The organism is Streptomyces filipinensis (assembly GCF_014649495.1).
GTDB classification, from domain to species: domain Bacteria; phylum Actinomycetota; class Actinomycetes; order Streptomycetales; family Streptomycetaceae; genus Streptomyces; species Streptomyces filipinensis.
Genome location: NZ_BMTD01000020.1, coordinates 132,799 through 158,674 on the forward strand (window position 1 = coordinate 132,799; position 25,876 = coordinate 158,674).

The following is a 25,876-nucleotide window of genomic DNA, read 5'->3' on the forward strand; positions in this document are numbered from 1 at the left end:
GGCGCTCACAGCGCTCCTCCCTGGGCCCGCTGCCGGTCCATGCGGGCCGTCAGCCAGTCCGTGAAGCGGGTCATCGGAATGGTCAGCGCCACGAACACCAGCCCCGCGACGATGTACGGCGTGTAGTTGAGGCTGCGGCCCACGATGATGTCGGCCGCCCGCACGGCGTCCACCGCGCCCCCGATCGACACCAGGCCCGTGTCCTTCTGCAGCGACACCAGGTCGTTGAGCAGCGGCGGCACCTGACGCCGTACCGCCTGGGGCAGGACGACGTAGCGCAGGGCCTGCCTGTTGGTGAGGCCCAGCGAGCGGGCCGCGGCGCGCTGGGACGGGTGGATCGACTCGATGCCGGCCCGGAACACCTCGGCCACGTACGCCGAGTACGTCAGCGTCAGCGCCGTACCGCCCAGCAGCACCGGATCGACCGTCACACCCTGCAGCCGCAGCGCCGGCACACCGAGGACCACGATCATCAGGTTGATGATCAGCGGAAGGCCGCGGAAGAAGTCGGTGTACGCCGCCGCCAGCACCCGTAGCGGGAAGAAGACCGGTCCGCGCAGGGTGCGCGCGATCGCGATCAGCATGCCCAGGACCAGGACGGCGACACCGCAGACCGCGAGCAGGCGGACGTTCAGCCACAGCCCTTCGAGGACCTTAGGCAGCGCCTCGCGCGCGTAGTCGGCGCTGAAGAACGTCTCCTTGGTGCGCGGCCAGCCCGGCGCCTCGACCACGACCAGGTACAGCACGACCGCTGTGACCAGCGTCGAGAGCGCCGCGACGGCCGTGGCGCGGCGGGCACGCGCGCGCTGGTGGCGCTCGCGTGCCCGCCGCCGTTCGGAGGGTACGTAACCGTCGGCGGAGCGTCCGTCGACGGTGCCGGTCATGTCGCCCTCGCTGTCGGCCCCCTCCCGGGCCGCCTCGCCCTCGGCGACGGTCACTTGAGCACCGGGGCGTCGACGGCGTCGGAGAGCCACTGCTTCTCCAGCTTCGCCAGGGTGCCGTCCTTGCGCAGGGCGTCGACGGCGCCGCTCACGCACGAGGTCAGCGCGCTGCCCTTGTCCAGCACCAGCCCGAACTGCTCGGGCGTGGCGCCCGCGTTCTCGAACTGGCCGACGATCTTCGCGTTCGTCACCTCGGCCGCGGTGATGTAGAACGCCGTTGGCAGGTCGACGACGATGGCGTCGACCTGGCCGTTCTTCAGGGCGGACTTGGCCTGGTCGTTCTTGGCGTACACCGCGGCCTCCTGCTTCGGCTTCACCACGTCGGTGATGTAGTCGAGGCTCGTGGTGCCCACCTGGGCGCCCAGCTTGAGGCCCTTCAGGTCCGCGATGCTCGTCGCGCCGGCGGCCTTGCCGCCCTTCAGGGCGATGACGGCCTGGCGCACGTCGTAGTAGCCGGAGGAGAAGTCGACGGCCTTCTTGCGCTCGGCGCTGATCGACACCTGGTTGATGTCGAAGTCGAAGGTCTTCACGCCGGGCGCGAACGCCTTGTTGAACGGCACGCTCTGCCATACGACGGCGCTCTTGTCGTATCCCAGCTGCCGGGCCACGGCGTAGCTGACCGCCGACTCGAAGCCCTTGCCGTTCGCCGGCTTGTCGTCCTTGAACCAGGGCTCGTAGGCCGGTTCGTCCGTCGCGATCGTCAGCTTGCCGGAGGTCTTCGTGGCCAACTTGCCCTTGGCGCAGCTCTTCGCGGCCGATCCGGACGGGGAGGCCGACGCGTCCCCCTCGGGCTGCGGAGCACAGCCGACAGCGGTGGCGAGCAGGGCTACGGTGGCGGCGGCCAGCGCACGGCGCAGGGTGCGAGGGGCGAGGTACATGGCGGGAGATTGGCAGCGAACCCCGCGTTTGTCCAGGTCATGGCGGTAAGTGTCCGCATAGTGGGAGCGGGTGTTGCAGTCGTGTGAACGTCGCTCCGAGCGTGGCCCCTTGGCCTGGGCCGCCGGCCGAGGGCAGGGTGGGAGACCGGCGGCCCTACCGCCGAGGAGCCGTCATCCTCCGCGGTCCTGCCTCCAGTTCAGCGCGTGACACGGCGCGTCGGGAGCGCGCACGCGCCCCCAGCGCGTGCGAAACGTTCACACGGGGCGCGGAGGAGAGCGCGCCCGGCGCTCACCACCCGCGCGCGTGCCACTCCGGCAGATGCGGCCGCTCCGCCCCCAGCGTCGTGTCGTTGCCGTGCCCGGGATACACCCAGGTCTCGTCCGCCAGCACGTCGAAGAGCTTCGCCTCCACGTCGCCGATCAAGCTGGCGAAAGCCTTCGGGTCCTTGCGCGTGTTGCCGACACCGCCCGGGAAGAGGCAGTCGCCGGTGAAGACGTGCGGGTGGCCGTGCGGGTCGTCGTAGACCAGCGCGATCGAGCCCGGGGTGTGCCCGACGAGATGCCGCGCGGTGAGCTCCACGCGGCCCACCCTGATGACGTCGCCGTCGTCCACGAGGACATCGGTGGGCACGGGGATACCGGGGGCGTCCTCGCGGCCGGCGTACGTACGCGCGCCCGTGGCGGCGACGACCTCGGCGAGCGCCTGCCAGTGGTCGCCGTGCTGATGCGTGGTGACCACGGACGCGATGCCGTCGTCACCGATCATGCCGAGGAGCGTCCCCGCCTCGTTGGCGGCGTCGATCAGGAGCTGCTCGTCGGTGGCCCGGCAGCGCAGCAGATAGGCGTTGTTGTCCATCGGGCCGACCGCGATCTTCGTGATCATCAGGTCTTTCAGCTCATGCACATCCGCCGGTCCGCCGACCCGTACCTCTCCGGTGTACGTCATGGTGATCAGCCTATAGCGGGGACCGGCCCGCGGACGGTCGGCGGCCTACAGCGGGGGCAGTTTCGGCAGTGTGCCCTTCGTGGTCAGGCCGGATCCGTCGCGCCGTCCGGCGAGCCAGCCCAACAGCTCGGCGGTCGTACCCTCGACCGCGACCGGGTCGCCCTCGGCGCCGCCGCCCGTGGTCCAGGTCCGGCCGTCGCCGGTGGCCAGGCCGGTCGAGGGCACGTCCTTGTGCCCGGCGAAGCGATCCGCCAGGAATTCGATCTCCCGGTCCGCGAACTCCGCCGGAAGATCCTCCAGCTCGTACCCGACGCCGAGGTCCACATGGTGCAGCTCGACCTCGGCCCACCTGCGGAACGGCACCCGGGACGCGGAGTCGGTGACCCCGTTGCGCAGCTCCACCGTGCGCGCCCAGTCCGCCGGCGCGTCTCCCGTCGCCAGGAAGCGGGCCGCGCTCTCGCGCAGGTCGGCGAGCTGGGCGTCGAGCGGACGCGGGGCGTCACGCTCGATGTCGGCGTCCCGCGCCTCGGCGCTCACGTACATGGGCCGGCCTTCGAGAACGTTCACGAGCGCGTCCGCGTTCCGAGCGAGGTGGGCGAGGACATGGCCGCGGGTCCAGCCGGGGAGCCGTGACGGCTCGGCGAGCGACGCGTTGTCCAGTGCGGCGACCGCGCTGAGAAGCCGTTCGGTCGCGTCACGTACACATGCCAGGTCATGAGCGTGATCAATCATGGGGCTGACATTAGCCCCGCCACACCTTCGGGTGAAGGTGGTGAACCCGGTCCGCAAATCGAAAGCACGTGCTATATCGTCGAAGGTGGCGTCGGGCATGCTGGATGGCCGGGGGTTGTTATGCGATCGGGCAATCCGACCGGCGTTGTCAGTGGCTCCCCCTAGTCTGAAGAAGCACGGGGGCCCCGCCCCTGTCACTTCTCTCAAGAAAGGTGCGGACCGGCGTGGCCGACCGTCTCATCGTCCGTGGCGCGCGCGAGCACAACCTGAAGAATGTCTCGCTCGACCTGCCTCGTGACTCGCTCATCGTCTTCACGGGCCTGTCCGGGTCGGGCAAGTCCTCCCTGGCCTTCGACACGATCTTCGCGGAGGGCCAGCGCCGCTACGTGGAGTCGCTCTCCTCGTACGCCCGGCAGTTCCTCGGCCAGATGGACAAGCCGGACGTGGACTTCATCGAGGGCCTGTCCCCGGCGGTCTCCATCGACCAGAAGTCGACCTCGCGCAACCCGCGCTCCACGGTCGGCACCATCACCGAGGTCTACGACTACCTGCGCCTGCTCTTCGCACGGATCGGCAAGCCGCACTGCCCCGAGTGCGGCCGCCCGATCTCGCGCCAGTCGCCGCAGGCCATCGTGGACCGGGTCCTGGAGCTGCCGGAGGGGAGCCGTTTCCAGGTGCTCTCGCCGCTCGTGCGCGAGCGCAAGGGCGAGTTCGTGGACCTCTTCGCCGACCTGCAGACCAAGGGCTACTCCCGCGCCCGCGTGGACGGCCAGACCATCCAGCTCTCCGAGCCGCCCGCGCTGAAGAAGCAGGAGAAGCACACCATCGAGGTGGTCGTGGACCGCCTCACGGTGAAGGAGTCCGCCAAGCGCCGTCTCACCGACTCCGTGGAGACCGCCCTCGGCCTGTCCGGCGGCATGATCGTGCTCGACTTCGTCGACCTCCCCGAGGACGACCCCGAGCGCGAGCGCATGTACTCCGAGCACCTGTACTGCCCCTACGACGACCTGTCCTTCGAGGAGCTGGAGCCCCGCTCCTTCTCCTTCAACTCGCCCTTCGGCGCCTGCCCCGACTGCACCGGCATCGGCACGCGCATGGAGGTCGACCCGGAACTGATCGTCCCGGACCCGGACAAGACCCTGGACGAGGGCGCCCTCCACCCCTGGTCGCACGGACACACCAAGGACTACTTCGGCCGTCTGATCGGCGCCCTCGCGGACGCCCTCGGCTTCCGCACGGACATCCCGTTCGCGGGCCTGCCGCAGCGCGCGAAGAAGGCCCTGCTGTACGGCCACAAGACCCAGATCGAGGTGCGCTACCGCAACCGCTACGGCCGCGAGCGCGTCTACACCACACCCTTCGAGGGCGCGGTGCCGTTCGTGAAGCGCCGGCACAGCGAGGCCGAGAGCGACGCCAGCCGTGAGCGCTTCGAGGGCTACATGCGCGAGGTGCCCTGTCCCTCCTGTGAGGGCACACGCCTGAAGCCGATCGTCCTCGCGGTCACGGTCATGGAGAAGTCGATCGCCGAGGTCTCCGCGATGTCGATCAGCGACTGCGCGGACTTCCTCGGCCGGCTGAAGCTGAACGCCCGGGACAAGAAGATCGCCGAGCGGGTGCTGAAGGAGGTCAACGAACGGCTGCGCTTCCTGGTCGACGTCGGCCTGGACTACCTCTCGCTGAACCGCGCGGCCGGCACGCTCTCCGGCGGCGAGGCCCAGCGCATCCGGCTCGCCACCCAGATCGGCTCCGGCCTCGTCGGCGTCCTGTATGTGCTGGACGAGCCGTCCATCGGTCTGCACCAGAGGGACAACCACCGGCTGATCGAGACCCTGGTCCGGCTGCGTGACATGGGCAACACGCTCATCGTCGTGGAGCACGACGAGGACACCATCAAGGTCGCCGACTGGGTCGTGGACATCGGCCCGGGCGCAGGCGAGCACGGCGGCAAGGTGGTGCACAGCGGCTCGCTGAAGGAGCTGCTCGCCAACACCGAGTCGCAGACCGGCGCGTACCTGTCGGGCCGCAAGGCGATCCCGGTTCCGGACGTCCGCCGGCCCCGTGACCCGTCCCGGCGGCTCACCGTGCACGGCGCCCGTGAGAACAACCTGCAGGACATCGACGTGTCCTTCCCGCTGGGCGTGTTCACGGCCGTCACGGGCGTCTCCGGCTCCGGCAAGTCGACGCTGGTCAACGACATCCTCTACACGCACCTGGCCCGCGAGCTGAACGGCGCGCGCAACGTCCCCGGCCGGCACACGCGCGTGGACGGCGACGACCTGGTCGACAAGGTCGTGCACGTCGACCAGTCGCCGATCGGCCGCACCCCGCGGTCCAACCCGGCGACGTACACCGGTGTCTTCGACCACGTCCGCAAGCTGTTCGCCGAGACCACCGAGGCGAAGGTCCGCGGCTACCTGCCGGGCCGCTTCTCCTTCAACGTCAAGGGCGGCCGCTGCGAGAACTGCGCGGGCGACGGCACGATCAAGATCGAGATGAACTTCCTCCCGGACGTCTACGTCCCCTGCGAGGTCTGCCACGGCGCCCGGTACAACCGGGAGACCCTGGAGGTCCACTACAAGGGCAAGTCCATCGCCGACGTGCTGAACATGCCCATCGAGGAGGCCACCGACTTCTTCGAGGCCGTCCCGGCCATCTCCCGGCACCTGAGGACGCTGAAGGACGTCGGCCTCGGCTACGTCCGCCTCGGCCAGTCCGCCACCACCCTCTCCGGCGGTGAGGCCCAGCGCGTGAAGCTGGCCAGCGAGCTGCAGAAGCGCTCCACCGGGCGCACGGTCTACGTCCTGGACGAGCCGACCACCGGTCTGCACTTCGAGGACATCAGCAAGCTGCTGACGGTCCTCGGCGGCCTGGTCGACAAGGGCAACACGGTCATCGTCATCGAGCACAACCTCGATGTGATCAAGACCGCCGACTGGGTCGTGGACATGGGTCCGGAGGGCGGCGCCGGCGGTGGTCTCGTGGTCGCCGAGGGCACGCCCGAGGAGGTCGCCGGGGTTCCGGCCAGCCACACCGGCAAGTTCCTGCGCGAGATCCTCGGCGCCGACCGCATCAGCGACGCCGAACCTGTGCCGGCGCAGCGTGCCGCCACGACCAGGAAGACGGCCGCGGCGACGACGGCGGCGAAGAGGACGGTGACGGCCAAGGCCAACAACACGGCCACCAAGAAGGCCGCCGCGGCCACCAAGAAGGCGGCGCCCGCGAAGAAGACGACACGGGCACGCAAAGCCTGACACATCACGGTCAAGGCCTGACGCAGCACCAGAAAAGGGGCGCCCCGCGGGAACTCCCCGCGGGGCGCCGCTCGTTCCACCATCAGCCACCCCGGCTCCGAGGTCCGACAGATCGCCGCCCCCCCGGGTCCGGCCGCACCTTGACAGCAGCAGAGCGAAAGAGAAAAGGGGTCGCTCACAGGTCACCGAGCTCGGCCGCGTACGGCGGCTCGGCCCCCGCCCGCGAGCAGGTGATCGCCGCCGCACGCGCCGCGAAGCGCAGCAGCCGCGTCCAGCCCTCCGTCCCGAGGGCGACGAGCGCTTCCGCCGACAGCGCGTCCAGGGCGGACAGCCCGTGCAACAGGGCTGCGTTCACCGTGTCACCGGCGCCGATGGTGTCCACCACGGCGACCTCCACACCCGGTACGGAGTGCTCCCCGCCGTCCCGGGTGAAGACGGTCAGACCCTCCCCGCCCCGGGTCACCACCACGGCCGCGGGTCCCGCGGCCAGCCACTCGTGCGGGCCGCCGCCCAGCCACTCGGCGTCCTCAGCGGAGAGCTTCAGCAGCGTCACCGAGGGCAGCCAGCTCTTGAAACGCGCCCGGTAGGCGTCCGCGTCCGGGATGAGCCCCGCCCGGATGTTGGGGTCGAGCGCGGTGAACAGCCCCTGTCCGGCCGCCGTGCGCATGAGCTCCTCGTAGGCGCTCGCTCCCGGTTCCAGGACGAGCGAGCAGGTGCCGAAGGACACCGCGCGGGTGCCGGGGGGCAGCGCGACGGGCGCGGTGAACAGACGGTCGGCGGTGCCGTCGACATAGAAGGAGTACGCGGCCGAGCCACCGTCGTCGATGGTGGCCACCGCCAGGGTCGTCGGCTCCGACCCGCGCTGCACGCCCGACACGTCCACCCCGGCCCGGCGCAGCCCCTCGAGCAGGGCCTCGCCGAAGGCGTCGTGCGACGTCCGCGAGCAGAAGGCGGTGCGGGAGCCGAGCCGGCCCAGGGCCACGGCGGTGTTGTACGGGCCACCGCCGAGCGCCGGCTTCAGGTCCGCGAGGGCACCGGAGCCCTGCGGCACCAGGTCGATCAGTGCCTCACCGGCGACGACGATCACGAGGTGGTTCCCTTCTCCGACAGCGTGGATGACATGGGGGAATCGGTGTGCTCGGGCGTCCGGGACCGGCCCGGCTCCTCCGGGCACCCGCAGGAGGTGCGGTGGACGAACGTGCACGGCAGCCGTACCGTCCGGGCCGGCCGACGCGGCTCGTCCAGGCGGTTCAGGAGCACCTGGACGGCCTGTGCGCCCAGCTCCCTGCTCGGCTGGGCGACGGCGGTGAGCCGTGGTGAGAACAGGTCGGCCCAGGCGAAGTCGTCGAAGCAGCACAGGGCGATGTCGTCCGGGACGGACAGACCGTGCCGGCGCAGGGCGCGCAGGGCGCCGATGGTCATCGCGTTGTTGGCGGTGACGAGTGCCGTGGGCGGTTCGGGCAGGGCGAGCAGGGCGGCCGTGGCCTGCTCGGCACCCGCCGACTCGGAGTTGCCGGACACCAGGAGCCGTTCGTCGTGGGCCAGGCCGGCGGCGCTGAGGCCGTCCTGGTAGCCGGAGACGCGCTCATCGGTGGTGCTGAGCCCGGGCAGGCCCGCGACCAGGCCGATCCGGCGGTGGCCCAGCCCGGCGAGGTGGGTGACGAGCCGAGCGGTCGGATCGGCGCTGTCGGCGCAGACCTGGTCGTACCAGGGCGCGCTCTCGCCGGGGACGGCGCCGGTGCCACCACCGGTCGCGGAGGCGTTCAGCACACCCGCGTCGATCACCCGGTCCAGGAACACGGTCGGTACGGCATGGCGGCGCAGGTAACCGACCAGATCGTGAGGATGCGCGGACGGGGCGACGATCATGCCGTCGACCCGGCGTTCATGGAGGAGCTGCACGACCTTGCGCTCGTGCCCGGGGTCGTCGTGCGGATCCGCGATGAGCAGGCTGTATCCCGCCTCCAGGGCGGCTGACTCGACGCCCTGGAGGATCTCCGTGAAGTACGGGTTGCTGATCGCCGATACCGCGAGCCCGATCGAGCGGGTGCGGGAGGTCACCAGGGAGCGGGCCAGGGTGTTGGGGGTGTAACCGAGGGCGTCGACGGCGTCCAGCACGGCCTGGCGCGTGTGGGGCAGCACCGGGCGGGTGCCGTTCAGGACGTGGGAAACGGTCGCCACGGAGACTCCGGCGCTCCGCGCGACGTCCGCCATGGTGGCCATCGCGTCTCCCTCCCTGAGCCGACTGAGCCGACTGCGCCGACCCAGCGGACCGGCCGCACCGGATGCGGTGGGCCGGCACACTGCACGGACGTACGGCATGGACGCACTGCGGGGACCGGCGGAACCGTCCGGACTGGACGGCCGTGGCCCTTCCGGCCGGGACGCTATCCCATCGAGCACCCCCGCGTAAACGCTTGCGTAAGCGTTTACGTCCTCTTCGAGGTTCCGCCGACGCTCCCTGCCCTCACCGTCACTCTCTGATGCCTTCACCCGGCAGTCCTGGCCATGCCCGGCAGTCCTGGCCCCGTCCGGCAGTCCTGGCCCCGTCCGGCAGTTCTGGCCCCGTCCGGCAGCCCCGGCCCCGCCCTGAAGCCGGTACTTCTGTCCGGGTATCGTCGCCCTGCACACCCCTTGAGCAGTGGAGTTCCAGATGCCTGCCCGCCCCTCCGCGAGCCGCCGTACCGTCCTTCGAGGAGCAGCCGTGGCCCCGGTCGCCGGACTCGGTCTGACGGCATGCTCGGCGCCGGGCGGCGAGGTCGCGGCCGCCCCGACCGCGCCGGTCGACCTCGGTGCCGAGGGTGAGGTCTCGAAGGGCGGCGCGAAGCTGTACCGGGATCACAACGTGGTCGTCAGCCGCGACGGGAGCGGCCGGCTGAAGGCGTACAGCACCGTGTGCACGCACGCGGGGTGTCCCATCAACAAACTGCAGGGGACGACCCTGGTCTGCCCCTGCCACGGCAGTCAGTTCGACGCCGTGACGGGCAAGGTGGTCCAGTCGCCGGCCACCGAGCCCCTGGCCGAGCTGCCGGTGAGGGCCGTGAACGGCAGGATCATCGCCGGTCCCGGCGCCTGACGGGACCGCTCGGACGTCCTGGACGTGCGGCCGTCCTGCGCCGTCGCCCCGCGCCGCCCGGCCGGCAGCCCCCGGTGGCAGCCGCCGGCGGCGGCCCAGCGTGCTGGGCTCTCGCGATACCTCAACAGGCCTGTGTCCAGGGTGAGTTCACTCCCACTCCCACGCGATGCCGACGACGCCCGGACGTATCCGCGGCTCGACCACGTGGACGCAGTGGTGGGGCCCGGTGACCGGCAGTTCGTGCCGGCCGCTACGCGGGGCCGCCGTCGAGTGCTGGGTGAAGCGATGGCAGCGCACCGGCAGTGCCGCCGCGTCGAACCGCACCTGCAGGGCGTACTGGCCGCCGGGGAAGCCGAACCGGTGGAGGTACTCGCGGGATGCCCCGGCCGTGCCGTCCTCGATGCCGTAGCGGAACAGGAAGGTGTCCCCGGAGCGCAGCCGGGTGCCGAAGAGCAGCTCCGCCACCAGGACGCCGGTGTCCTGGTCCCAGCGGACGCGTCCGGTGCGGCAGTTCTCCAGCGCCCGCACTCTGATCTCGCGCGGACGGCAGCCGGGGTCGCCGTGGTGCACGGCGAGAAAGCGGTCCAGGCCGTCGCGGTGGGCCCGCACGATGTGGTGGGCCTCCCGGCTCGCGAGCTCGCGCCGGGCGCCGATGTGGACGCATTCGTGGTGGCCCAGCGTGTGCAGGCCGTCGGGGGACCAGCCCAGCTCGGCCCGGAGTCGGTCCAGCACGTCCGAGGCCTCGATCAGGGAGCGGTACGAGCGCACAGCCGGGCGGCCGGCCGCCGCGCGCTCGCCGGCCTCGGCCAGCAGCCGGATCAGCGACTCGTCCGGCAGCTGGAGGATCTCCTCCAGCGCCCGTACCGCCCGCAACGACTCCGGGCGCTGCGGGCGGCGGGCACCCTGCTGCCAGTAACTCAGGCTGGTGACACCGACCTTGACCCCGTGCCGGGACAGATGGTGCTGGACGCGCTGGAGCGGCAGTCCGCGTGCGGCGATCGCGGCGCGCAGCGCCACATGAAAGGGGCCGCCCCGTAGGGCCGTGTCCAGTTCCGCGGTGGGGACGTGCGCGTACTCCGTGGCATGCGGCATGCCGGGGCGCCTTTCTGTGAGGTGTCACTACGGCTGGTCAGACCGTCTGAGCAGGTGCGCGGGGCCACCCCCGTGGCACCGGTGGACGCCCGTGACTGCGCACGCCGCGCCCGTACGCGTGCGTGTACGGCCCCGAGTTCCCCCGCATTGAAGCGTGTTGACCAGACCCCGACAACACCTCGAACCCGCCACGGCCGTGGCCGGCCACGAGAACCGGAGCGCGGCCGCCGGTCACCGGCAGGGCGTCGGCCTGCGCGTCCGGCGGGATGATCAGCACGTGCCGGAGACCTGGGGTTCGCCGTTGATCGCACGCCGTGACGGCCGGCGCGGCGGGCTCGGCGCCGCGGCCGCGGATCGCCGGGACCGGATCGTCCGGCACCTGATCGCTACCGGGCCGCCCCCCGGCCGACACCGGCTGGGACGGCGACGGCCTCGCGGCGCGGGGCGGGCGTTGTCCACAGGCCCGACGCGGTGTCGGTGCTCGCCAGTAGGGTGTGAGACATGGCCGATCCCTCCAGCTACCGCCCCAGGCCGGGTGAGATCCCGGACTCCCCGGGGGTGTACAGGTTCCGTGACGAGCACCTCCGGGTGATCTACGTCGGAAAGGCGAAAAGCCTGCGCCAGCGCCTGGCGAACTACTTCCAGGACCTGGCGAACCTGCACCCGCGCACCCGGACGATGGTGACCACCGCCGCGTCCGTGGAGTGGACCGTGGTGTCCACGGAGGTCGAGGCCCTCCAGCTGGAGTACTCCTGGATCAAGGAGTACGACCCCCGGTTCAACGTCAAGTACCGCGACGACAAGAGCTACCCGTACCTCGCGGTGACGATGAACGAGGAGTTCCCGCGCGTGCAGGTGATGCGCGGTCACAAGAAGAAGGGTGTCCGCTACTTCGGTCCGTACGGGCACGCGTGGGCCATCCGGGACACCGTCGACCTGCTGCTGCGCGTGTTCCCGGTGCGCACCTGCTCGGCCGGCGTGTTCAAGAACGCCGCCCGCACCGGCCGTCCCTGCCTGCTCGGCTACATCGGCAAGTGCTCCGCTCCTTGCGTCGGCCGGATCGGCTCCGAGGACCACCAGGAGCTGGCCGAGGAGTTCTGCGACTTCATGGCCGGCCGCACCGGCACCTACCTCCGCCGTCTGGAGAAGCAGATGATGGAGGCGGCGGAGGAGATGGAGTACGAGCGGGCCGCCCGGCTGCGCGACGACATCGAGGCCCTGAAGAAGGCCATGGAGAAGAACGCCGTCGTGCTCGCCGACGCGACCGACGCCGACCTCGTCGCCGTCGCCGAGGACGAGCTGGAGGCGGCCGTGCAGATCTTCCATGTGCGGGGCGGCCGGGTGCGCGGCCAGCGGGGCTGGGTGACCGACAAGGTCGAGGAGATCACCACCGGCGCCCTGGTCGAGCATGCCCTGCAGCAGCTCTACGGCGAGGAGACGGGTGACACGGTCCCCAAGGAGGTCCTGGTCCCGGCGCTGCCCGAGCCCGTCGAGCCGGTCCAGGAGTGGCTGACCGTGCGCCGTGGGGCGAGCGTCTCCCTGCGCATCCCGCAGCGCGGCGACAAGAAGGCGCTGATGGAGACCGTCCAGCGCAACGCCCAGCAGGCGCTCGTGCTGCACAAGACCAAGCGCGCCTCCGATCTGACCACGCGCTCGCGCGCCCTGGAGGAGATCGCCGAGGCCCTGGACCTGGACAGCGCGCCGCTGCGGATCGAGTGCTACGACATCTCGCATCTCCAGGGGGACGACGTGGTCGCCTCCATGGTCGTCTTCGAGGACGGCCTGCAGCGCAAGGGGGAGTACCGCCGCTTCCAGATCAAGGGCTTCGCGGGCCAGGACGACGTCCGCTCCATGCACGAGGTGATCACCCGCCGCTTCCGGCGCTATCTCGCCGAGAAGGAGAGGACGGGGGAGTGGACCGACGGCGAGGAGACCGCCGTGGACGGCGAGAGCGCCCTCCCCGACGCCGCGCCGCTCACCACCTCGCCGAAGGACGACGACGGCCGCCCCAGGAAGTTCGCGTACCCGCCGCAGCTGGTCGTCGTCGACGGCGGCCGGCCCCAGGTCGCCGCGGCCCGGCGCGCCCTCGACGAGCTGGGCATCGACGACATCGCCGTCTGCGGCCTCGCCAAGCGGCTGGAGGAGGTCTGGGTGCCCGGCGAGGACGACCCGGTGGTCCTGCCGCGCACCAGCGAGGGCCTGTACATGCTCCAGCGCGTCCGGGACGAGGCCCACCGGTTCGCGATCACCTACCAGCGGACCAAGCGTGCCAAGCGCTTCCGGGCCGGCCCCCTGGACGACGTCCCCGGCCTCGGCGAGACCCGCAAGCAGGCACTCATCAAGCATTTCGGCTCGGTGAAGAAGCTGCGGTCCGCCACAATCGAACAGATCCAGGAGGTGCCCGGGATAGGCCGGAAGACGGCCGAGACCATCGCCGCGGCCCTCGCCCGGGCGACCCCGGCCGCACCCGCCGTGAACACGGCGACCGGAGAGATCATTGATGATGGGGAACCCGATACGACGGGGGGTTCCTCGGGGGAGCCCGTGACCGCGGGTCTCCCGGACGAACGACGGGGGCAGGAGACATGACCGAGCACGACGCACAGCCCACAGCGGACCGAGATCCGGCCCACGAGGAAGCGGACCGGGACCAGCCGCGGTCCGCGGCCGGCGAGCAGCCCGCCACGCAGGAAAACGGAGCACAGGTGAGCACGGACGGTACGTCCGCCCAGGCCCCCGAAGCGGCCATCCCCGAGCTGGTGATCATCTCCGGCATGTCCGGGGCGGGACGGTCGACAGCGGCGAAGTGTCTGGAGGACCTCGGCTGGTTCGTCGTGGACAACCTCCCGCCCGCTCTCATCCCCACGATGGTGGAGCTGGGTGCCCGCTCGCAGGGCAACGTGGCGCGGATCGCGGTCGTCGTGGACGTGCGGGGCCGGCGCTTCTTCGACAACCTGCGCGAGTCCCTCGCGGACCTGGACACCCGGGGCGTCACCCGGAGGATCGTCTTCCTGGAGTCCTCCGACGAGGCCCTGGTGCGCCGCTTCGAGTCGGTACGCCGTCCGCACCCCCTGCAGGGCGACGGCCGCATCGTCGACGGCATCGCGGCCGAGCGCGAGCTGCTGCGCGAGCTGCGCGGGGACGCCGACCTGGTGATCGACACCTCCAGCCTGAACGTGCACGAGCTGCGCGCCAAGATGGACGCCCAGTTCGCCGGCGAGGAGGAGCCGGAGCTGCGGGCCACCGTGATGTCCTTCGGCTTCAAGTACGGCCTCCCGGTCGACGCGGACCTGGTCGCGGACATGCGGTTCCTGCCCAACCCGCACTGGGTCCCGGAGCTGCGCCCGTACACCGGCCTGAACGAGGAGGTCGCCGCGTATGTCTTCAACCAGCCCGGGGCGAAGGAGTTCCTCGACCGCTACGCCGAACTGCTGCGGCTCATCGCGGCGGGCTACCGGCGCGAGGGCAAGCGGTATGTGACCATCGCCATCGGCTGTACCGGCGGCAAGCACCGCTCGGTCGCCGTGTCGGAGAAGCTCGCCGCGCGCCTCGCGGCCGAGGGTGTGGAGACGGTGGTCGTACACCGGGACATGGGACGGGAATGACGGAACGTACACGGCGGCTCAGCCGGCTGCGCAGGATGGTGCCGGAGGGACGCGCGAGCCGGACGGCCGCCGAGGGCCGCCCGGCCCGCCCCGCCGAGGCCCGCGGCGGACGGCCCCGCCGCCGGGGCGCACAGCCCAAGGTGGTCGCGCTCGGCGGCGGCATGGGCCTGTCCGCCTCGCTCGCCGCGCTGCGCCGGATCACCGGCGACCTCACGGCCGTGGTCACGGTGGCCGACGACGGCGGTTCCAGCGGCCGGCTGCGCGACGAGCTGGGTGTGCTGCCGCCCGGCGACCTGCGCAAGGCGCTGGCCGCGCTGTGCGGTGACGACGACTGGGGCCAGACCTGGGCCCGCGTGATCCAGCACCGCTTCACCTCCCAGGGCGACCTGCACGACCACGCGGTCGGCAATCTGCTGATCGTCGCCCTGTGGGAGCAGCTCGGCGACCATGTGCAGGCGCTGGACCTGGTCGGCAAGCTGCTCGGCGCGCACGGGCGCGTGCTGCCCATGTCCGCCGTCCCGCTGGAGCTGCAGGCCCTGGTCAAGGGGCACGATCCCGATCGCCCGGACGACGTGGACACCGTGCGCGGGCAGGCGACGGTCGCGCTGACGCCCGGCGAGGTCCAGTCGGTGCACCTGGTGCCGCACGACCCGCCCGCCGTGCCCGAGGCGGTGGCGGCGGTCCTGGACGCGGACTGGGTGGTGCTCGGCCCCGGCTCCTGGTTCTCCTCGGTGATCCCGCACCTGCTCGTCCCCGAGCTGCTGGACGCCCTCACGGAGACCAAGGCACGCAAGGTGCTGTCCTTGAACCTCGCTCCGCAGCCGGGAGAAACCGAGGGCTTCTCCCCGCAGCGTCATTTGGAGGTTTTGGGGCGACACGCCCCTAAACTCGCCCTGGACGTGGTGCTGGCCGACGAGGCCGCTGTGCCCGACCGCGACTCGCTCACCGAGGCCGCCAAACGGCTGGGAGCCGCGATCGAGCTGGCGCCGGTGGCCCGGACCGATGGATCACCCCGGCACGATCCGGAGCTGTTGGCCGCCGCGTACGACCGTATTTTTCGGATGCATGGAAGGATCGGCCCATGGCGATGACGGCAGCGGTGAAGGACGAGATCTCCCGGCTCCCCGTCACCCGGACCTGCTGCAGGAAGGCGGAGGTCTCCGCCATTCTGCGGTTCGCCGGCGGCCTTCACCTGGTGAGCGGGCGCATCGTGATCGAGGCGGAGCTGGACACCGCGATGGCGGCCCGCCGTCTCAAGCGGGACATCCTGGAGATCTTCGGCCACAGCTCCGAGCTGATCGTGATGGCGCCCGGCGGGCTGCGCCGCGGCTCGCGCTACGTCGTCCGGGTCGTCGCGGGTGGTGACCAGCTGGCCCGCCAGACGGGCCTCGTGGACGGCCGGGGCCGCCCGATCCGTGGGCTGCCCCCGCAGGTGGTCTCCGGGGCCACCTGTGACGCCGAGGCGGCCTGGCGCGGGGCTTTCCTGGCGCACGGTTCGCTGACCGAGCCCGGCCGTTCCTCGTCCCTGGAGGTGACCTGCCCGGGCCCGGAGGCCGCGCTCGCGCTGGTCGGCGCCGCCCGCCGGCTGTCCATCGCCGCCAAGGCGCGCGAGGTGCGGACGGTGGACCGGGTGGTCGTCCGCGACGGGGACGCGATCGGGGCGCTGCTGACCCGGCTCGGCGCGCACGAGTCCGTGCTGGCGTGGGAGGAGCGCCGGATGCGCCGCGAGGTGCGGGCCACCGCCAACCGGCTCGCCAACTTCGACGACGCCAACCTGCGCCGTTCGGCCCGTGCCGCCGTGGCCGCCGGTGCGCGCGTGCAGCGGGCGCTGGAGATCCTCGGCGACGAGGTGCCCGAGCACCTCGCGGCGGCGGGCCGGCTGCGCATGGAGCACAAGCAGGCCTCCCTGGAGGAGCTGGGCGCGCTCGCCGACCCGCCGCTGACCAAGGACGCGGTCGCGGGCCGGATCCGCCGCCTGCTGGCGATGGCCGACAAGCGCGCCGCCGACCTGGGCATCCCGGGCACGGAGGCGAACCTCAGCGAGGAGCTGGCCGACAACCTGGCCGGCTGACCGACGCACCCCAAGTCGCCGGTGCCGTACGCCCGTTCGGGTGGTCGGCACCGGCGTAGCGTGTCCATGAAGCGCTCTTGACTCGATCATGAGGTGACATGAGCCTGGCAACCTGTTCGCCGCTGTGGCGGACCACCGCTAGGGGGGTTCATGAGACACGGAGCGAGATCGATCCTCGCTGTCGGCGCGCTTCTCATCGGCGGAGCGAGCCTTGCGCCCATCGCCCAGGCACAGAGCGGAGACCCGGCGCCGGCCGGCTCGGACGAGGTCCGGGTCTACCGGGCCGACGTCACCCCGCAGCAGATTCCCCTGCTCCTCGACGCCGGACAGGACGGACAGGAACTCGGTGAGCAGGTCACCGGCCGGGGGAAGACGCAGGTCGAGGTCTACCTCACCGACCGGCAGGCCGCGAAGCTGCGGAAACAGGGCGTCGGCCTCACCGAGCACACCCTGTCGGCGGGTGCGCTGGCGCGCCTCACGCGTGCCTCCCAGGGCGTGTTCCGCCCGTACGGCGGAGGTGGCGGCCTGAAGGAGGAGATCCTCCGCACCGCCCGGACCCACCCCGGCCTGACCAAGGTCGAGTCCATCGGCAAGACGGTCGACGGCCAGGACATCCTCGCGCTCAAACTCACCGGGAACGCGAGGAGGACGAAGGACGGCTCCAGGCCGTCCGTGCTGTATCTGTCCAACCAGCACGCGCGTGAGTGGATCACGACGGAGATGACCCGTCGGCTGATGCACTACTACCTGGACAACTACCGGACGGACAAGCGCCTTCGGAAGATCGTCGACTCGACCGAGCTGTGGTTCGTCATCTCGGCCAACCCCGACGGCTACGACTACACGTTCAAGAACGCCGGCACCCGCCTGTGGCGCAAGAACCTGCGGGACGTCAACGGCGACGGGGTCATCGGCGCGGGCGACGGCGTCGACCTCAACCGCAACTTCCCCTACAAGTGGGGATATGACGACGAGGGTTCGTCCCCCAACCCCACCAGCGAGACCTACCGCGGCGCGAGCCCCGAGTCCGAGCCCGAGACCAAGGCGCTGGACGGCTTCGAGAAACGCGTCGGGTTCCGGTACGCCGTCAACTACCACTCCGCCGCCGAACTCCTCCTGTACGGCGTCGGCTGGCAGGTCGCCACCCCCAGCCCCGACGACGTCCTGTACAAGGCGCTCGCCGGCACCCCGGACAACCCGGCCATCCCGGGCTACCACTCGCAGCTCTCCTCGGAGCTGTACACCACCAACGGCGAGGCGGACGGGCACGCGTCGAACGTCAACCGCGTCGCGATGTTCACCCCCGAGATGTCGACCTGCCAGACCGCGTCGAACGTCGACCCGAACGACGCCTGGAAGCCCGAGGACTGCCCGTCGGAGTTCAGCTTCCCCGACGACGAGAAGCTGATCCAGCAGGAGTTCGCCAAGAACATCCCGTTCGCGCTCTCCGTCGCCGAGACCGCCGCGCACCCGGACAGGCCGGCCTCCTCGGTCGGGCTGAGCGCGGCCGACTTCACCCCGGCGGCGTTCGCCACGTCGTACGCGTGGGGCGCGGACCAGGAGGTCTCCGTGGTCGTCCGCAAGGCGGTCCACGACAAGGAGCTGAAGTACCGCGTCAACGGCGGCCGGGTCCACGAGCGGACGCTGCGGCACTGGAAGGGCGGCACGACGTACGGCGGCAGGGACGACCTGTACTTCGACGACTACCGGGCCAAGGTGCCGGGTGGCCGGCCGGGCGACAAGGTCGAGGTGTGGTTCACCGGCGAGACGAAGAGCGGCGGGAAGGTCTCCAGCTCCCCCTTCACCTACACGGTCGCCGAGCGGCCCGGCGCCGACACACTCGTCGTCGCCGAGGAGGGCACGACGGCCACGCAGGCGCAGAAGTACGTCGACGCGCTCAGAGCGGCCGGGCACCGGGCGATCGTGTGGGACGTGGCCGGGCAGGGCGTCCCCGACGCGCTCGGCGTACTGAAGCACTTCCGGACGGTCGTGCACTACTCCGGCGCGAACGGCCCCGGCAACGCCACCCAGCTCCAGCTGCGCGCCTACCTCAACGAGGGCGGCAGGCTGATCGAGGCCGGTGAACTGGCGGGTGGCAGCGTGCGACTCGGCGACGGCAGCCTCTCGGACGACTTCAGCCAGTACTACCTCGGCGCCTACAGCCGTACGTCGACCAAGGGGGCCACCGCCTTCACCGGTTCGGGTGCCCTGGACGGCTACACCGGCGCCCTCGGCGACGCTCCCGGCAACCCGCTCGACAAGGCCGGCGTCTACAGCGTCACCTCCGACCAGCTGCCCGCGGCCGCGTACCCGCAGTTCACGAGCGCGGGAGCGGGCCGGTTCGCCGGAACCGCCAACCCCTACGGACCGTACGCCGGTTCGTACATGGCCGCCGCCGTGCACACCGACGACGCCTACAAGCGCCTCACCCGCACCATCGACCTCACCGGTGTCGGCGCCGCCGACAAGCCGGCCCTGACCACCCGGCTGCTGTGGGACACCGAGCCGGGCTACGACCACGCGGTCGTCGAGGCGCACACCGTGGGCGGCGACGACTGGACGACCCTGCCGGAGGCCGGCGGCGCCACCAGGACGGCCGTGCCGACGGACTGCGGGCAGGGCTTCCTGATCGCCGAGCATCCGTGGCTGAAGCACTATCTGACGCTCGCGGACAAGGCCTGCACCGCGACCGGCACCACCGGCTCCTGGAACAGCCTCACCGGCAGCTCCGGAGGCTGGCAGCAGGTCGCCTTCGACCTGAGCGCCTACGCCGGGAAGTCCGTCGAGGTCTCGATCAGCTACATCACCGACCCGGGCACCGGCGGACACGGAGTCCTCGCCGACGACGCCTCGCTCGTCGTCGGCGGCGCGGCCAGGGAGACCGAGGGGTTCGAGTCGTCCCTGGGCCCCTGGCACGTGGCCGGGCCGCCCGCGGGCAGCCCGGCCGTCCTCAAGGACTGGGCGCGCTCCGGGACGCTGTTCCAGACATACGGAGCCGTCGCCACGCACGACACCGTGCTCCTCGGTTTCGGCCTGGAGCAGGTGTCGTCGGCGGACGATCGGGCAGCCCTGGTGAGGAAGGCGTTCGCGGCGCTCGGCGGGTGAGGGCCGCCACGTTGACAGATCCCGCTCGCCTTGTTCCGACAGGTGAGCGGGAGCCCTCTCAGCGGTGCGCGAAAGGGGCCCTGATCAAGTGAGCCGACCCGCTCACGAACGAGTGAAGACGGCCCAAAAACTGCCCGACAATCCATACTGAATACGGGTGAATCCACTGCCGTTCCGGGACGGTCCGTACCCCTACTGGCGGGTACGGACTGCCTGCCCGTGTATGCGCCATCTCGATGTCACTCCGGGGCCGTCCGGGAGGTAGGGTCGGTGGTGGTCGGGGACATCCCAAACAGAGCTCGCCGGCACCGCATGGCCGGCGTACCAACGAGGAGATCGGTTCGTGACGATCCGCGTAGGCATCAACGGCTTCGGCCGCATCGGTCGTAACTACTTCCGCGCGCTGCTGGAGCAGGGTGCGGACATCGAGGTTGTGGCTGTCAACGACCTGGGTGACACCGCTACCACCGCTCACCTGCTCAAGTACGACACGATCCTGGGTCGCCTCAAGCAGGAGGTCTCCCACACCGCCGACACCATCACCGTCGACGGTCACACCATCAAGGTGCTGTCCGAGCGCAACCCGGCCGACATCCCCTGGGGCGAGCTGGGCGTCGACATCGTCATCGAGTCGACGGGCATCTTCACCAAGAAGGAAGACGCCGCGAAGCACATCGCCGGTGGTGCGAAGAAGGTCCTCATCTCGGCTCCGGCCAAGGACGAGGACATCACCATCGTGATGGGCGTCAACCAGGACAAGTACGACGCGGCGAACCACCACGTCATCTCCAACGCCTCCTGCACCACCAACTGTGTGGCGCCGATGGCGAAGGTCCTCGACGAGAACTTCGGCATCGTCAAGGGCCTGATGACGACGGTGCACGCGTACACGAACGACCAGCGCATCCTGGACTTCCCGCACAAGGACCTGCGCCGGGCCCGTGCCGCCGCCGAGAACATCATCCCGACGACCACGGGTGCCGCCAAGGCCACCGCCCTGGTGCTGCCGCAGCTCAAGGGCAAGCTGGACGGCATCGCCATGCGCGTCCCGGTCCCGACCGGCTCGGTCACCGACCTGGTCGTCGAGCTCGGCCGCGAGGTCACCAAGGAAGAGGTCAACGCCGCCTTCCAGAAGGCCGCCGAGGGCGAGCTGAAGGGCCTCCTCGACTACACCGAGGACCCGATCGTCTCCTCCGACATCGTCAACGCCCCGGCGTCCTGCACCTTCGACTCCTCCCTGACCATGGTCCAGGAGGGCAAGAACGTGAAGGTCATCGGTTGGTACGACAACGAGTGGGGCTACTCCAACCGCCTCGTCGACCTCACGGTCTTCGTCGGCAACCAGCTCTGATCGCCGCAGATCGCAGCAGCAGGACCTTGAAGTGAGAGCAGGGCTCGGGCAGCGCACCGTCGCGCTGCCCGGGCCCTGTCTCGCGCTCGGACCACGTCCTTTTACGATCAGGTGCACCACGAGCCCTCCCTTGGAGTCCACTCAATGAAGACGATCGACGAACTTCTCGCCGCCGGCGTGAGCGGCAAGCGGGTCTTCGTCCGCGCCGACCTCAACGTGCCGCTGGCGAGCGGCACCATCACCGACGACGGCCGGATCCGCGCCGTGCTGCCCACCGTCAAGGCCCTCGCCGACGCGGGCGCCAAGGTGGTCGTCGCCTCGCACCTGGGCCGCCCCAAGGGCGCCCCGGACCCCGCCTTCTCCCTCGCGCCCGCCGCCTCCCGCCTGGGTGAACTCCTCGGCTCCGCCGTGGCCTTCGCGGCCGACACCGTCGGGCAGTCCGCCCAGGACACGGTCGCCGGCCTCGTCGACGGCCAGGTCGCCGTCCTGGAGAACCTGCGCTTCAACCCTGGCGAGACCGCCAAGGACGACGCCGAGCGCGGCGCCTTCGCCGACCGGCTCGCCGCCCTGGCCGACGTCTACGTCGGTGACGGCTTCGGCGCCGTGCACCGCAAGCACGCGTCGGTCTACGACCTCCCGGCCCGGCTGCCGCACTACGCCGGCTACCTCATCGCCGCCGAGGTCGGCGTCCTCAAGCAGCTCACCGAGGACGTCAAGCGCCCCTACGTGGTCGCGCTCGGCGGCGCCAAGGTCTCCGACAAGCTCGCCGTCATCGACGAGCTGCTCGGCAAGGCCGACCGCCTGCTCATCGGCGGCGGCATGGCGTACACCTTCCTCAAGGCCAAGGGCTACGAGGTCGGCATCTCCCTCCTGCAGGAGGACCAGGTCCCGGTCGTCACCGAGTACATGGAGCGCGCCGAGAAGCAGGGTGTGGAACTGCTGCTCCCCGTCGACGTCGTGGTCTCCCGGGAGTTCCCGGACCTGAAGACCAAGGCGCCGACCGAGAACACCGTGGTCGACGCGGACAAGATCCCCGCCGACCAGGAGGGCCTGGACATCGGCCCGAAGACCCGGGAGCTCTACGCCTCGAAGCTCGCCGACGCCGCGACCGTGTTCTGGAACGGTCCCATGGGCGTCTTCGAGCACCCCGACTACGCCGAGGGCACCAAGGCGGTCGCCCAGGCCCTCGTCGACGCGAACGGCTTCACCGTCGTCGGCGGCGGTGACTCCGCCGCGGCCGTGCGTACGCTCGGCTTCGACGAGAACGCGTTCGGCCACATCTCGACCGGTGGCGGCGCCTCCCTCGAATACCTCGAGGGCAAGACGCTCCCCGGCCTCGCCGCACTGGAGGACTGACCCCGCATGACCACTCGCACGCCGATCATGGCGGGCAACTGGAAGATGAACCTCAACCACCTTGAGGCCATCGCACACGTCCAGAAGCTCGCCTTCGCCCTGGCCGACAAGGACTACGAGGCCGTCGAGGTCGCCGTCCTGCCGCCCTTCACCGACCTGCGCTCCGTGCAGACCCTGGTCGACGGTGACAAGCTCAAGATCAAGTACGGCGCCCAGGACATCTCGCAGCACGACTCCGGCGCCTACACCGGCGAGATCTCCGGCCCGATGCTGGCCAAGCTGAAGTGCACCTACGTGGTGATCGGCCACTCCGAGCGCCGCCAGTACCACGCCGAGACCGACGAGCTGGTCAACGCCAAGGTGAAAGCCGCCTACAGGAACGGCCTCACCCCGGTCCTGTGCGTCGGCGAGGAACTGGACGTCCGCGAGGCGGGCAACCACGTCACTCACACCCTCACCCAGGTCGAGGGCGGTCTGAAGGACCTCCCGGCCGAGCAGGCCGAGACCGTCGTGATCGCCTACGAGCCCGTGTGGGCGATCGGTACCGGCAAGGTCTGCGGCGCCGGGGACGCCCAGGAGGTCTGCGCCGCCATCCGCGCCAAGATCGCCGAGCTGTACTCCCAGGACGTGGCCGACAAGGTCCGCATCCAGTACGGCGGCTCCGTGAAGTCGGGCAACGTCGCCGAGATCATGGCGCAGGCCGACATCGACGGCGCGCTCGTCGGCGGCGCCTCGCTGGACGCCGACGAGTTCGTCAAGATCGTGCGCTTCCGCGATCAGTGACGCGAGCTGTGAGTAGGCGGTAGCGGCGATACGTCGTACCCTTGCGGGGGCACAGCCGAGATGCTGTGCCCCCGTCCATCCGAATCCGAGGAAGTTGGTCCAGCCGTGGTTTTGGGGTTCTCGATCGCCCTGATCGTCTTCAGCCTGTTGCTGATGCTGCTGGTGCTGATGCACAAGGGGAAGGGCGGCGGCCTCTCCGACATGTTCGGCGGCGGCATGCAGTCCTCCGTCGGCGGCTCCTCGGTCGCCGAGCGCAACCTCGACCGGATCACCATCGTGATCGGTGTGCTGTGGTTCGCGTGCATCATCGTCCTCGGCATGCTGATGAAGTCGAACAGCTGACACGCGCACCGCGCGCACATCACACATATTCGGTACGTAAGGCCCCATGTTCGGTACGCGCTCCTGAGCGCGGCCTATCATGGGGCTCGCGTCTATGAGCGGGGCCCCTTGTAACTCCAATCACTGGACGCGCGTTGGGCCTTACGTAGACTGAGGCGCTCGCAGCGAAGCGAAACGCCGACTCGCTTCGCGGCACCATTACGCAGGGAGTTACGACCGTGGCAAGTGGCAACGCGATCCGAGGAAGCCGGGTCGGGGCGGGGCCGATGGGCGAGGCCGAGCGCGGCGAGTCCGCGCCGCGTCTGCGCATCTCCTTCTGGTGCTCCAACGGGCATGAGACGCAGCCGAGCTTCGCCAGCGACGCGCAGGTTCCCGAGACCTGGGACTGCCCGCGCTGCGGCTTCCCGGCCGGCCAGGACCGGGACAACCCGCCGGACCCGCCGCGCACCGAGCCGTACAAGACGCACCTCGCGTACGTACGGGAGCGGCGCAGCGACGCGGACGGCGAGGCGATCCTCGCCGAGGCGCTCGCCAAACTGCGGGGCGAGATCTAGGACTTGAACACCGGCCGGGCGCCCGCAGGTGCCTGGCCGGAGCCGTATCGGTCCGCTCGGCCGACCCGATTGTCAGTGGTGCCCTCTACGGTTTTCGTGAAGGCGAGAACCACAGACGGGGGAGTCCGGGCATGGCCGAGGCGGGGGAGACGCGTGCGCCCGCATGGCGCGGGGCCTTCGGGCGGTTGTGGTCGGCTGCCGTGGTCTCCCAGTTCGGAGACGCCCTGCGCGGAGCAGCGCTGCCCCTGCTCGCCGCGTCCTTGACCGACCGGCCGCTGCTCATCGCCTCGGTCACGGCGTGCGGCTATCTGCCCTGGATCGTCTTCGGGCTGCTCGGCGGCGCGGTCGCCGATCGCGTCGACCAGCGGCGCGCGATGTGGACCGTGGACGCCGTACGCGGTCTGCTCGTGGGTTCCTTCGCGGTGGCCGTCGCCCTGGGCCACGCCTCGATCGCGCTGCTCATCGCCCTGGCCTTCACACTGACCACGCTCCAGACGCTGTTCGACAACGCCGCCACGGCCCTGTTGCCGGCCCTGGTGGACCGCCAGGCGCTCGGCAGTGCCAACGCCCGGCTGATGACGGGGCAGAAGATCGCCGGCGGGCTGATCGGCGCACCCGTCGTTCCGGTGCTGATCGCCGCCGGGGCCGCCGCCCCCTTCGCCGCCGACGCCGTCACGTTCCTCGTGGCCGCCGCACTGGTCGCCTCCCTGCGGACCGGCGCACCCGAGCGCGCGGTGAGACCTGCGGGCGGCACCCTGCGCCGGGAGATCGCCGCCGGGCTGCGCACCCTGGGCCGCGACCGGGCCCTGCGCGGGCTGTGCGCCGCCACGGCCCTGTGCAACATCGGCATGGGCGCTCTCATCGCCACCCTGGTCGTCCTCGTGACCGGCTGGCTGGACGCGGGCACGGCGGGATACGCGGCCGCGGCCACCGCGTACACCGCCGGCGGTCTGACCGGAGGCGTGCTGAACCGGTGGACCACCTCGGCACTGGGTCCCCGGCGGACCGTCCTGCTCGCCGGCACCGTGCAGACCGGTGCGCTCGTCGTGCTGGGCACCGTGCGGAGTCTGGCCGCCGCGGTGGCCGCGCTCGCCGTGTTCGGCTGCATGGGCATGCTGTGGAACGTCAACACGACGACACTGATGCAGCAGCGCGCCCCCGCGGACATGCTCGGCCGGGTCAGCTCCGCCTTCCGTACGCTCGCCGTGGCCGGGGCCCCGCTCGGCGCCGTGCTCGGCGGCGCGGCGGCCACGGCATGGGGGCGCAACACCCCGGCCCTGCTCACGGCAGCCTTCTTCGTCCTGTCCGTCACCGCGCTGATACCGGTCCGCAAGCCGGACGTACCTGTTGTTGCGCCGGACGACGACGTCACGACGGCTCGCGGCGCGCGGTGATCAATTAGGTTGGAACAGCTGGGACAGGCACGAAAGAAGGCGGAAGTCGGAAATGAACGCAGACGGCCGTACCAGGCTCAACCAGACGCCCGAATGGACCGCTCTCGCCAAGCACCGGGAGGAGCTGGCCGACACCCATCTGAGGGAGCTGTTCGCCGCCGATCCCGGGCGCGGTGAGGGGTACACGCTCCAGGTCGGCGATCTGTACCTCGACTACTCGAAGCACCTGGTCACCGACGAGACGCTGCGGCTGCTGCGCGAGCTGGCCGCCGCCACGGACGTGTTCGGGCTCCGGGACGCCATGTTCCGCGGCGAGAGGATCAACGTCACCGAGCGGCGGGCCGTGCTGCACACCGCGCTGCGTGCCGCGCGGGACGCGGTGGTCGAGGTCGACGGCGA

General features: G+C 70.8%; 21 protein-coding genes. 14 read left to right on the forward strand and 7 right to left on the reverse strand.

The window, feature by feature from the left end; genetic code table 11:
- Positions 1 to 5: 5 nt before the first annotated feature.
- The 4 genes from IE244_RS33910 to IE244_RS33925 form a co-directional block, all read right to left on the reverse strand.
- Positions 6 to 938, reverse strand: coding sequence for an amino acid ABC transporter permease (locus IE244_RS33910; protein ID WP_191877409.1), 933 nt, complete (start codon positions 936 to 938; stop codon positions 6 to 8).
- Positions 935 to 1,819: an ABC transporter substrate-binding protein gene (locus tag IE244_RS33915; RefSeq protein ID WP_191877410.1), complete on the reverse strand. Its 885-nt coding sequence runs from the start codon at positions 1,817 to 1,819 to the stop codon at positions 935 to 937. The genes IE244_RS33910 and IE244_RS33915 overlap by 4 nt, the downstream gene beginning before the upstream one ends.
- 289 nt (positions 1,820 to 2,108) lie before the next feature.
- Complete coding sequence (locus IE244_RS33920; RefSeq protein ID WP_191877411.1) at positions 2,109 to 2,765, reverse strand: MBL fold metallo-hydrolase; 657 nt, start codon at positions 2,763 to 2,765, stop codon at positions 2,109 to 2,111.
- A 45-nt stretch (positions 2,766 to 2,810) separates the two neighbouring features.
- Entirely contained in the window at positions 2,811 to 3,497 is a 687-nt protein-coding gene (locus tag IE244_RS33925; RefSeq protein ID WP_191877412.1) for a maleylpyruvate isomerase family mycothiol-dependent enzyme, read from the reverse strand.
- A 224-nt stretch (positions 3,498 to 3,721) separates the two neighbouring features.
- On the opposite strand from IE244_RS33925, the gene uvrA reads away from it, so the two are divergent.
- Positions 3,722 to 6,748: an excinuclease ABC subunit UvrA gene (uvrA, locus tag IE244_RS33930; RefSeq protein WP_191877413.1), complete on the forward strand. Its 3,027-nt coding sequence runs from the start codon at positions 3,722 to 3,724 to the stop codon at positions 6,746 to 6,748.
- A gap of 175 nt (positions 6,749 to 6,923) precedes the next feature.
- Here uvrA and IE244_RS33935 read toward each other — a convergent pair whose 3' ends face one another.
- Together IE244_RS33935 and IE244_RS33940 are read right to left on the reverse strand one after the other, a co-directional pair.
- Positions 6,924 to 7,835 (reverse strand): carbohydrate kinase family protein, encoded by a 912-nt coding sequence (locus IE244_RS33935; RefSeq protein ID WP_191877414.1) that lies wholly within the window; start codon positions 7,833 to 7,835, stop codon positions 6,924 to 6,926.
- Complete coding sequence (locus IE244_RS33940) at positions 7,832 to 8,971, reverse strand: LacI family DNA-binding transcriptional regulator (RefSeq protein ID WP_229854539.1); 1,140 nt, start codon at positions 8,969 to 8,971, stop codon at positions 7,832 to 7,834. Before IE244_RS33940 ends, IE244_RS33935 begins: the two co-directional genes overlap by 4 nt.
- Positions 8,972 to 9,401: 430 nt before the next feature.
- Here IE244_RS33940 and IE244_RS33945 point away from each other — a divergent pair, with 430 nt between their 5' ends.
- Positions 9,402 to 9,824 (forward strand): QcrA and Rieske domain-containing protein, encoded by a 423-nt coding sequence (locus tag IE244_RS33945; RefSeq protein WP_191877416.1) that lies wholly within the window; start codon positions 9,402 to 9,404, stop codon positions 9,822 to 9,824.
- A 147-nt stretch (positions 9,825 to 9,971) separates the two neighbouring features.
- Here the strand turns inward: IE244_RS33945 and IE244_RS33950 are convergent, their stop codons facing one another.
- Positions 9,972 to 10,916, reverse strand: coding sequence for a hypothetical protein (locus tag IE244_RS33950; RefSeq protein ID WP_191877417.1), 945 nt, complete (start codon positions 10,914 to 10,916; stop codon positions 9,972 to 9,974).
- Between the two features lie 501 nt (positions 10,917 to 11,417).
- Between IE244_RS33950 and uvrC the strand changes: the two genes are divergently transcribed.
- From uvrC to IE244_RS34010, 12 genes are all read left to right on the forward strand, one after another.
- On the forward strand, positions 11,418 to 13,505 hold the full coding sequence (gene uvrC / locus IE244_RS33955) for an excinuclease ABC subunit UvrC (RefSeq protein WP_191877418.1): 2,088 nt from the start codon (positions 11,418 to 11,420) through the stop codon (positions 13,503 to 13,505).
- Entirely contained in the window at positions 13,502 to 14,521 is a 1,020-nt protein-coding gene (gene rapZ / locus IE244_RS33960) for an RNase adapter RapZ (protein WP_191877419.1), read from the forward strand. Before uvrC ends, rapZ begins: the two co-directional genes overlap by 4 nt.
- Positions 14,518 to 15,612, forward strand: a complete 1,095-nt coding sequence (locus tag IE244_RS33965) for a gluconeogenesis factor YvcK family protein (RefSeq protein ID WP_031166141.1) — start codon at positions 14,518 to 14,520, stop codon at positions 15,610 to 15,612. The genes rapZ and IE244_RS33965 overlap by 4 nt, the downstream gene beginning before the upstream one ends.
- On the forward strand, positions 15,603 to 16,592 hold the full coding sequence (gene whiA, locus IE244_RS33970) for a DNA-binding protein WhiA (RefSeq protein WP_031166139.1): 990 nt from the start codon (positions 15,603 to 15,605) through the stop codon (positions 16,590 to 16,592). The genes IE244_RS33965 and whiA overlap by 10 nt, the downstream gene beginning before the upstream one ends.
- Before the next feature lie 150 nt (positions 16,593 to 16,742).
- Positions 16,743 to 19,697: a M14 family metallopeptidase gene (locus IE244_RS33975; protein WP_191877420.1), complete on the forward strand. Its 2,955-nt coding sequence runs from the start codon at positions 16,743 to 16,745 to the stop codon at positions 19,695 to 19,697.
- 343 nt (positions 19,698 to 20,040) lie between these two features.
- Positions 20,041 to 21,048: a type I glyceraldehyde-3-phosphate dehydrogenase gene (gap, locus tag IE244_RS33980; RefSeq protein ID WP_191877421.1), complete on the forward strand. Its 1,008-nt coding sequence runs from the start codon at positions 20,041 to 20,043 to the stop codon at positions 21,046 to 21,048.
- Positions 21,049 to 21,192: 144 nt separating this feature from the next.
- On the forward strand, positions 21,193 to 22,404 hold the full coding sequence (locus tag IE244_RS33985) for a phosphoglycerate kinase (protein ID WP_191877422.1): 1,212 nt from the start codon (positions 21,193 to 21,195) through the stop codon (positions 22,402 to 22,404).
- Positions 22,405 to 22,410: 6 nt separating this feature from the next.
- On the forward strand, positions 22,411 to 23,187 hold the full coding sequence (gene tpiA, locus IE244_RS33990) for a triose-phosphate isomerase (RefSeq protein ID WP_191877423.1): 777 nt from the start codon (positions 22,411 to 22,413) through the stop codon (positions 23,185 to 23,187).
- 105 nt (positions 23,188 to 23,292) lie between these two features.
- Positions 23,293 to 23,529 (forward strand): preprotein translocase subunit SecG, encoded by a 237-nt coding sequence (gene secG / locus IE244_RS33995; protein ID WP_078963746.1) that lies wholly within the window; start codon positions 23,293 to 23,295, stop codon positions 23,527 to 23,529.
- 218 nt (positions 23,530 to 23,747) lie between these two features.
- Entirely contained in the window at positions 23,748 to 24,083 is a 336-nt protein-coding gene (locus tag IE244_RS34000; protein ID WP_003976875.1) for an RNA polymerase-binding protein RbpA, read from the forward strand.
- Between the two features lie 131 nt (positions 24,084 to 24,214).
- A complete protein-coding gene (locus IE244_RS34005) occupies positions 24,215 to 25,477 on the forward strand; it encodes an MFS transporter (RefSeq protein ID WP_191877424.1) in 1,263 nt (420 codons plus the stop codon).
- Positions 25,478 to 25,529: 52 nt separating this feature from the next.
- Positions 25,530 to 25,876, forward strand: a 347-nt coding sequence (locus tag IE244_RS34010; protein WP_506005179.1) for a phosphoglucose isomerase-related protein, incomplete at its 3' end; no start/stop codon positions are given.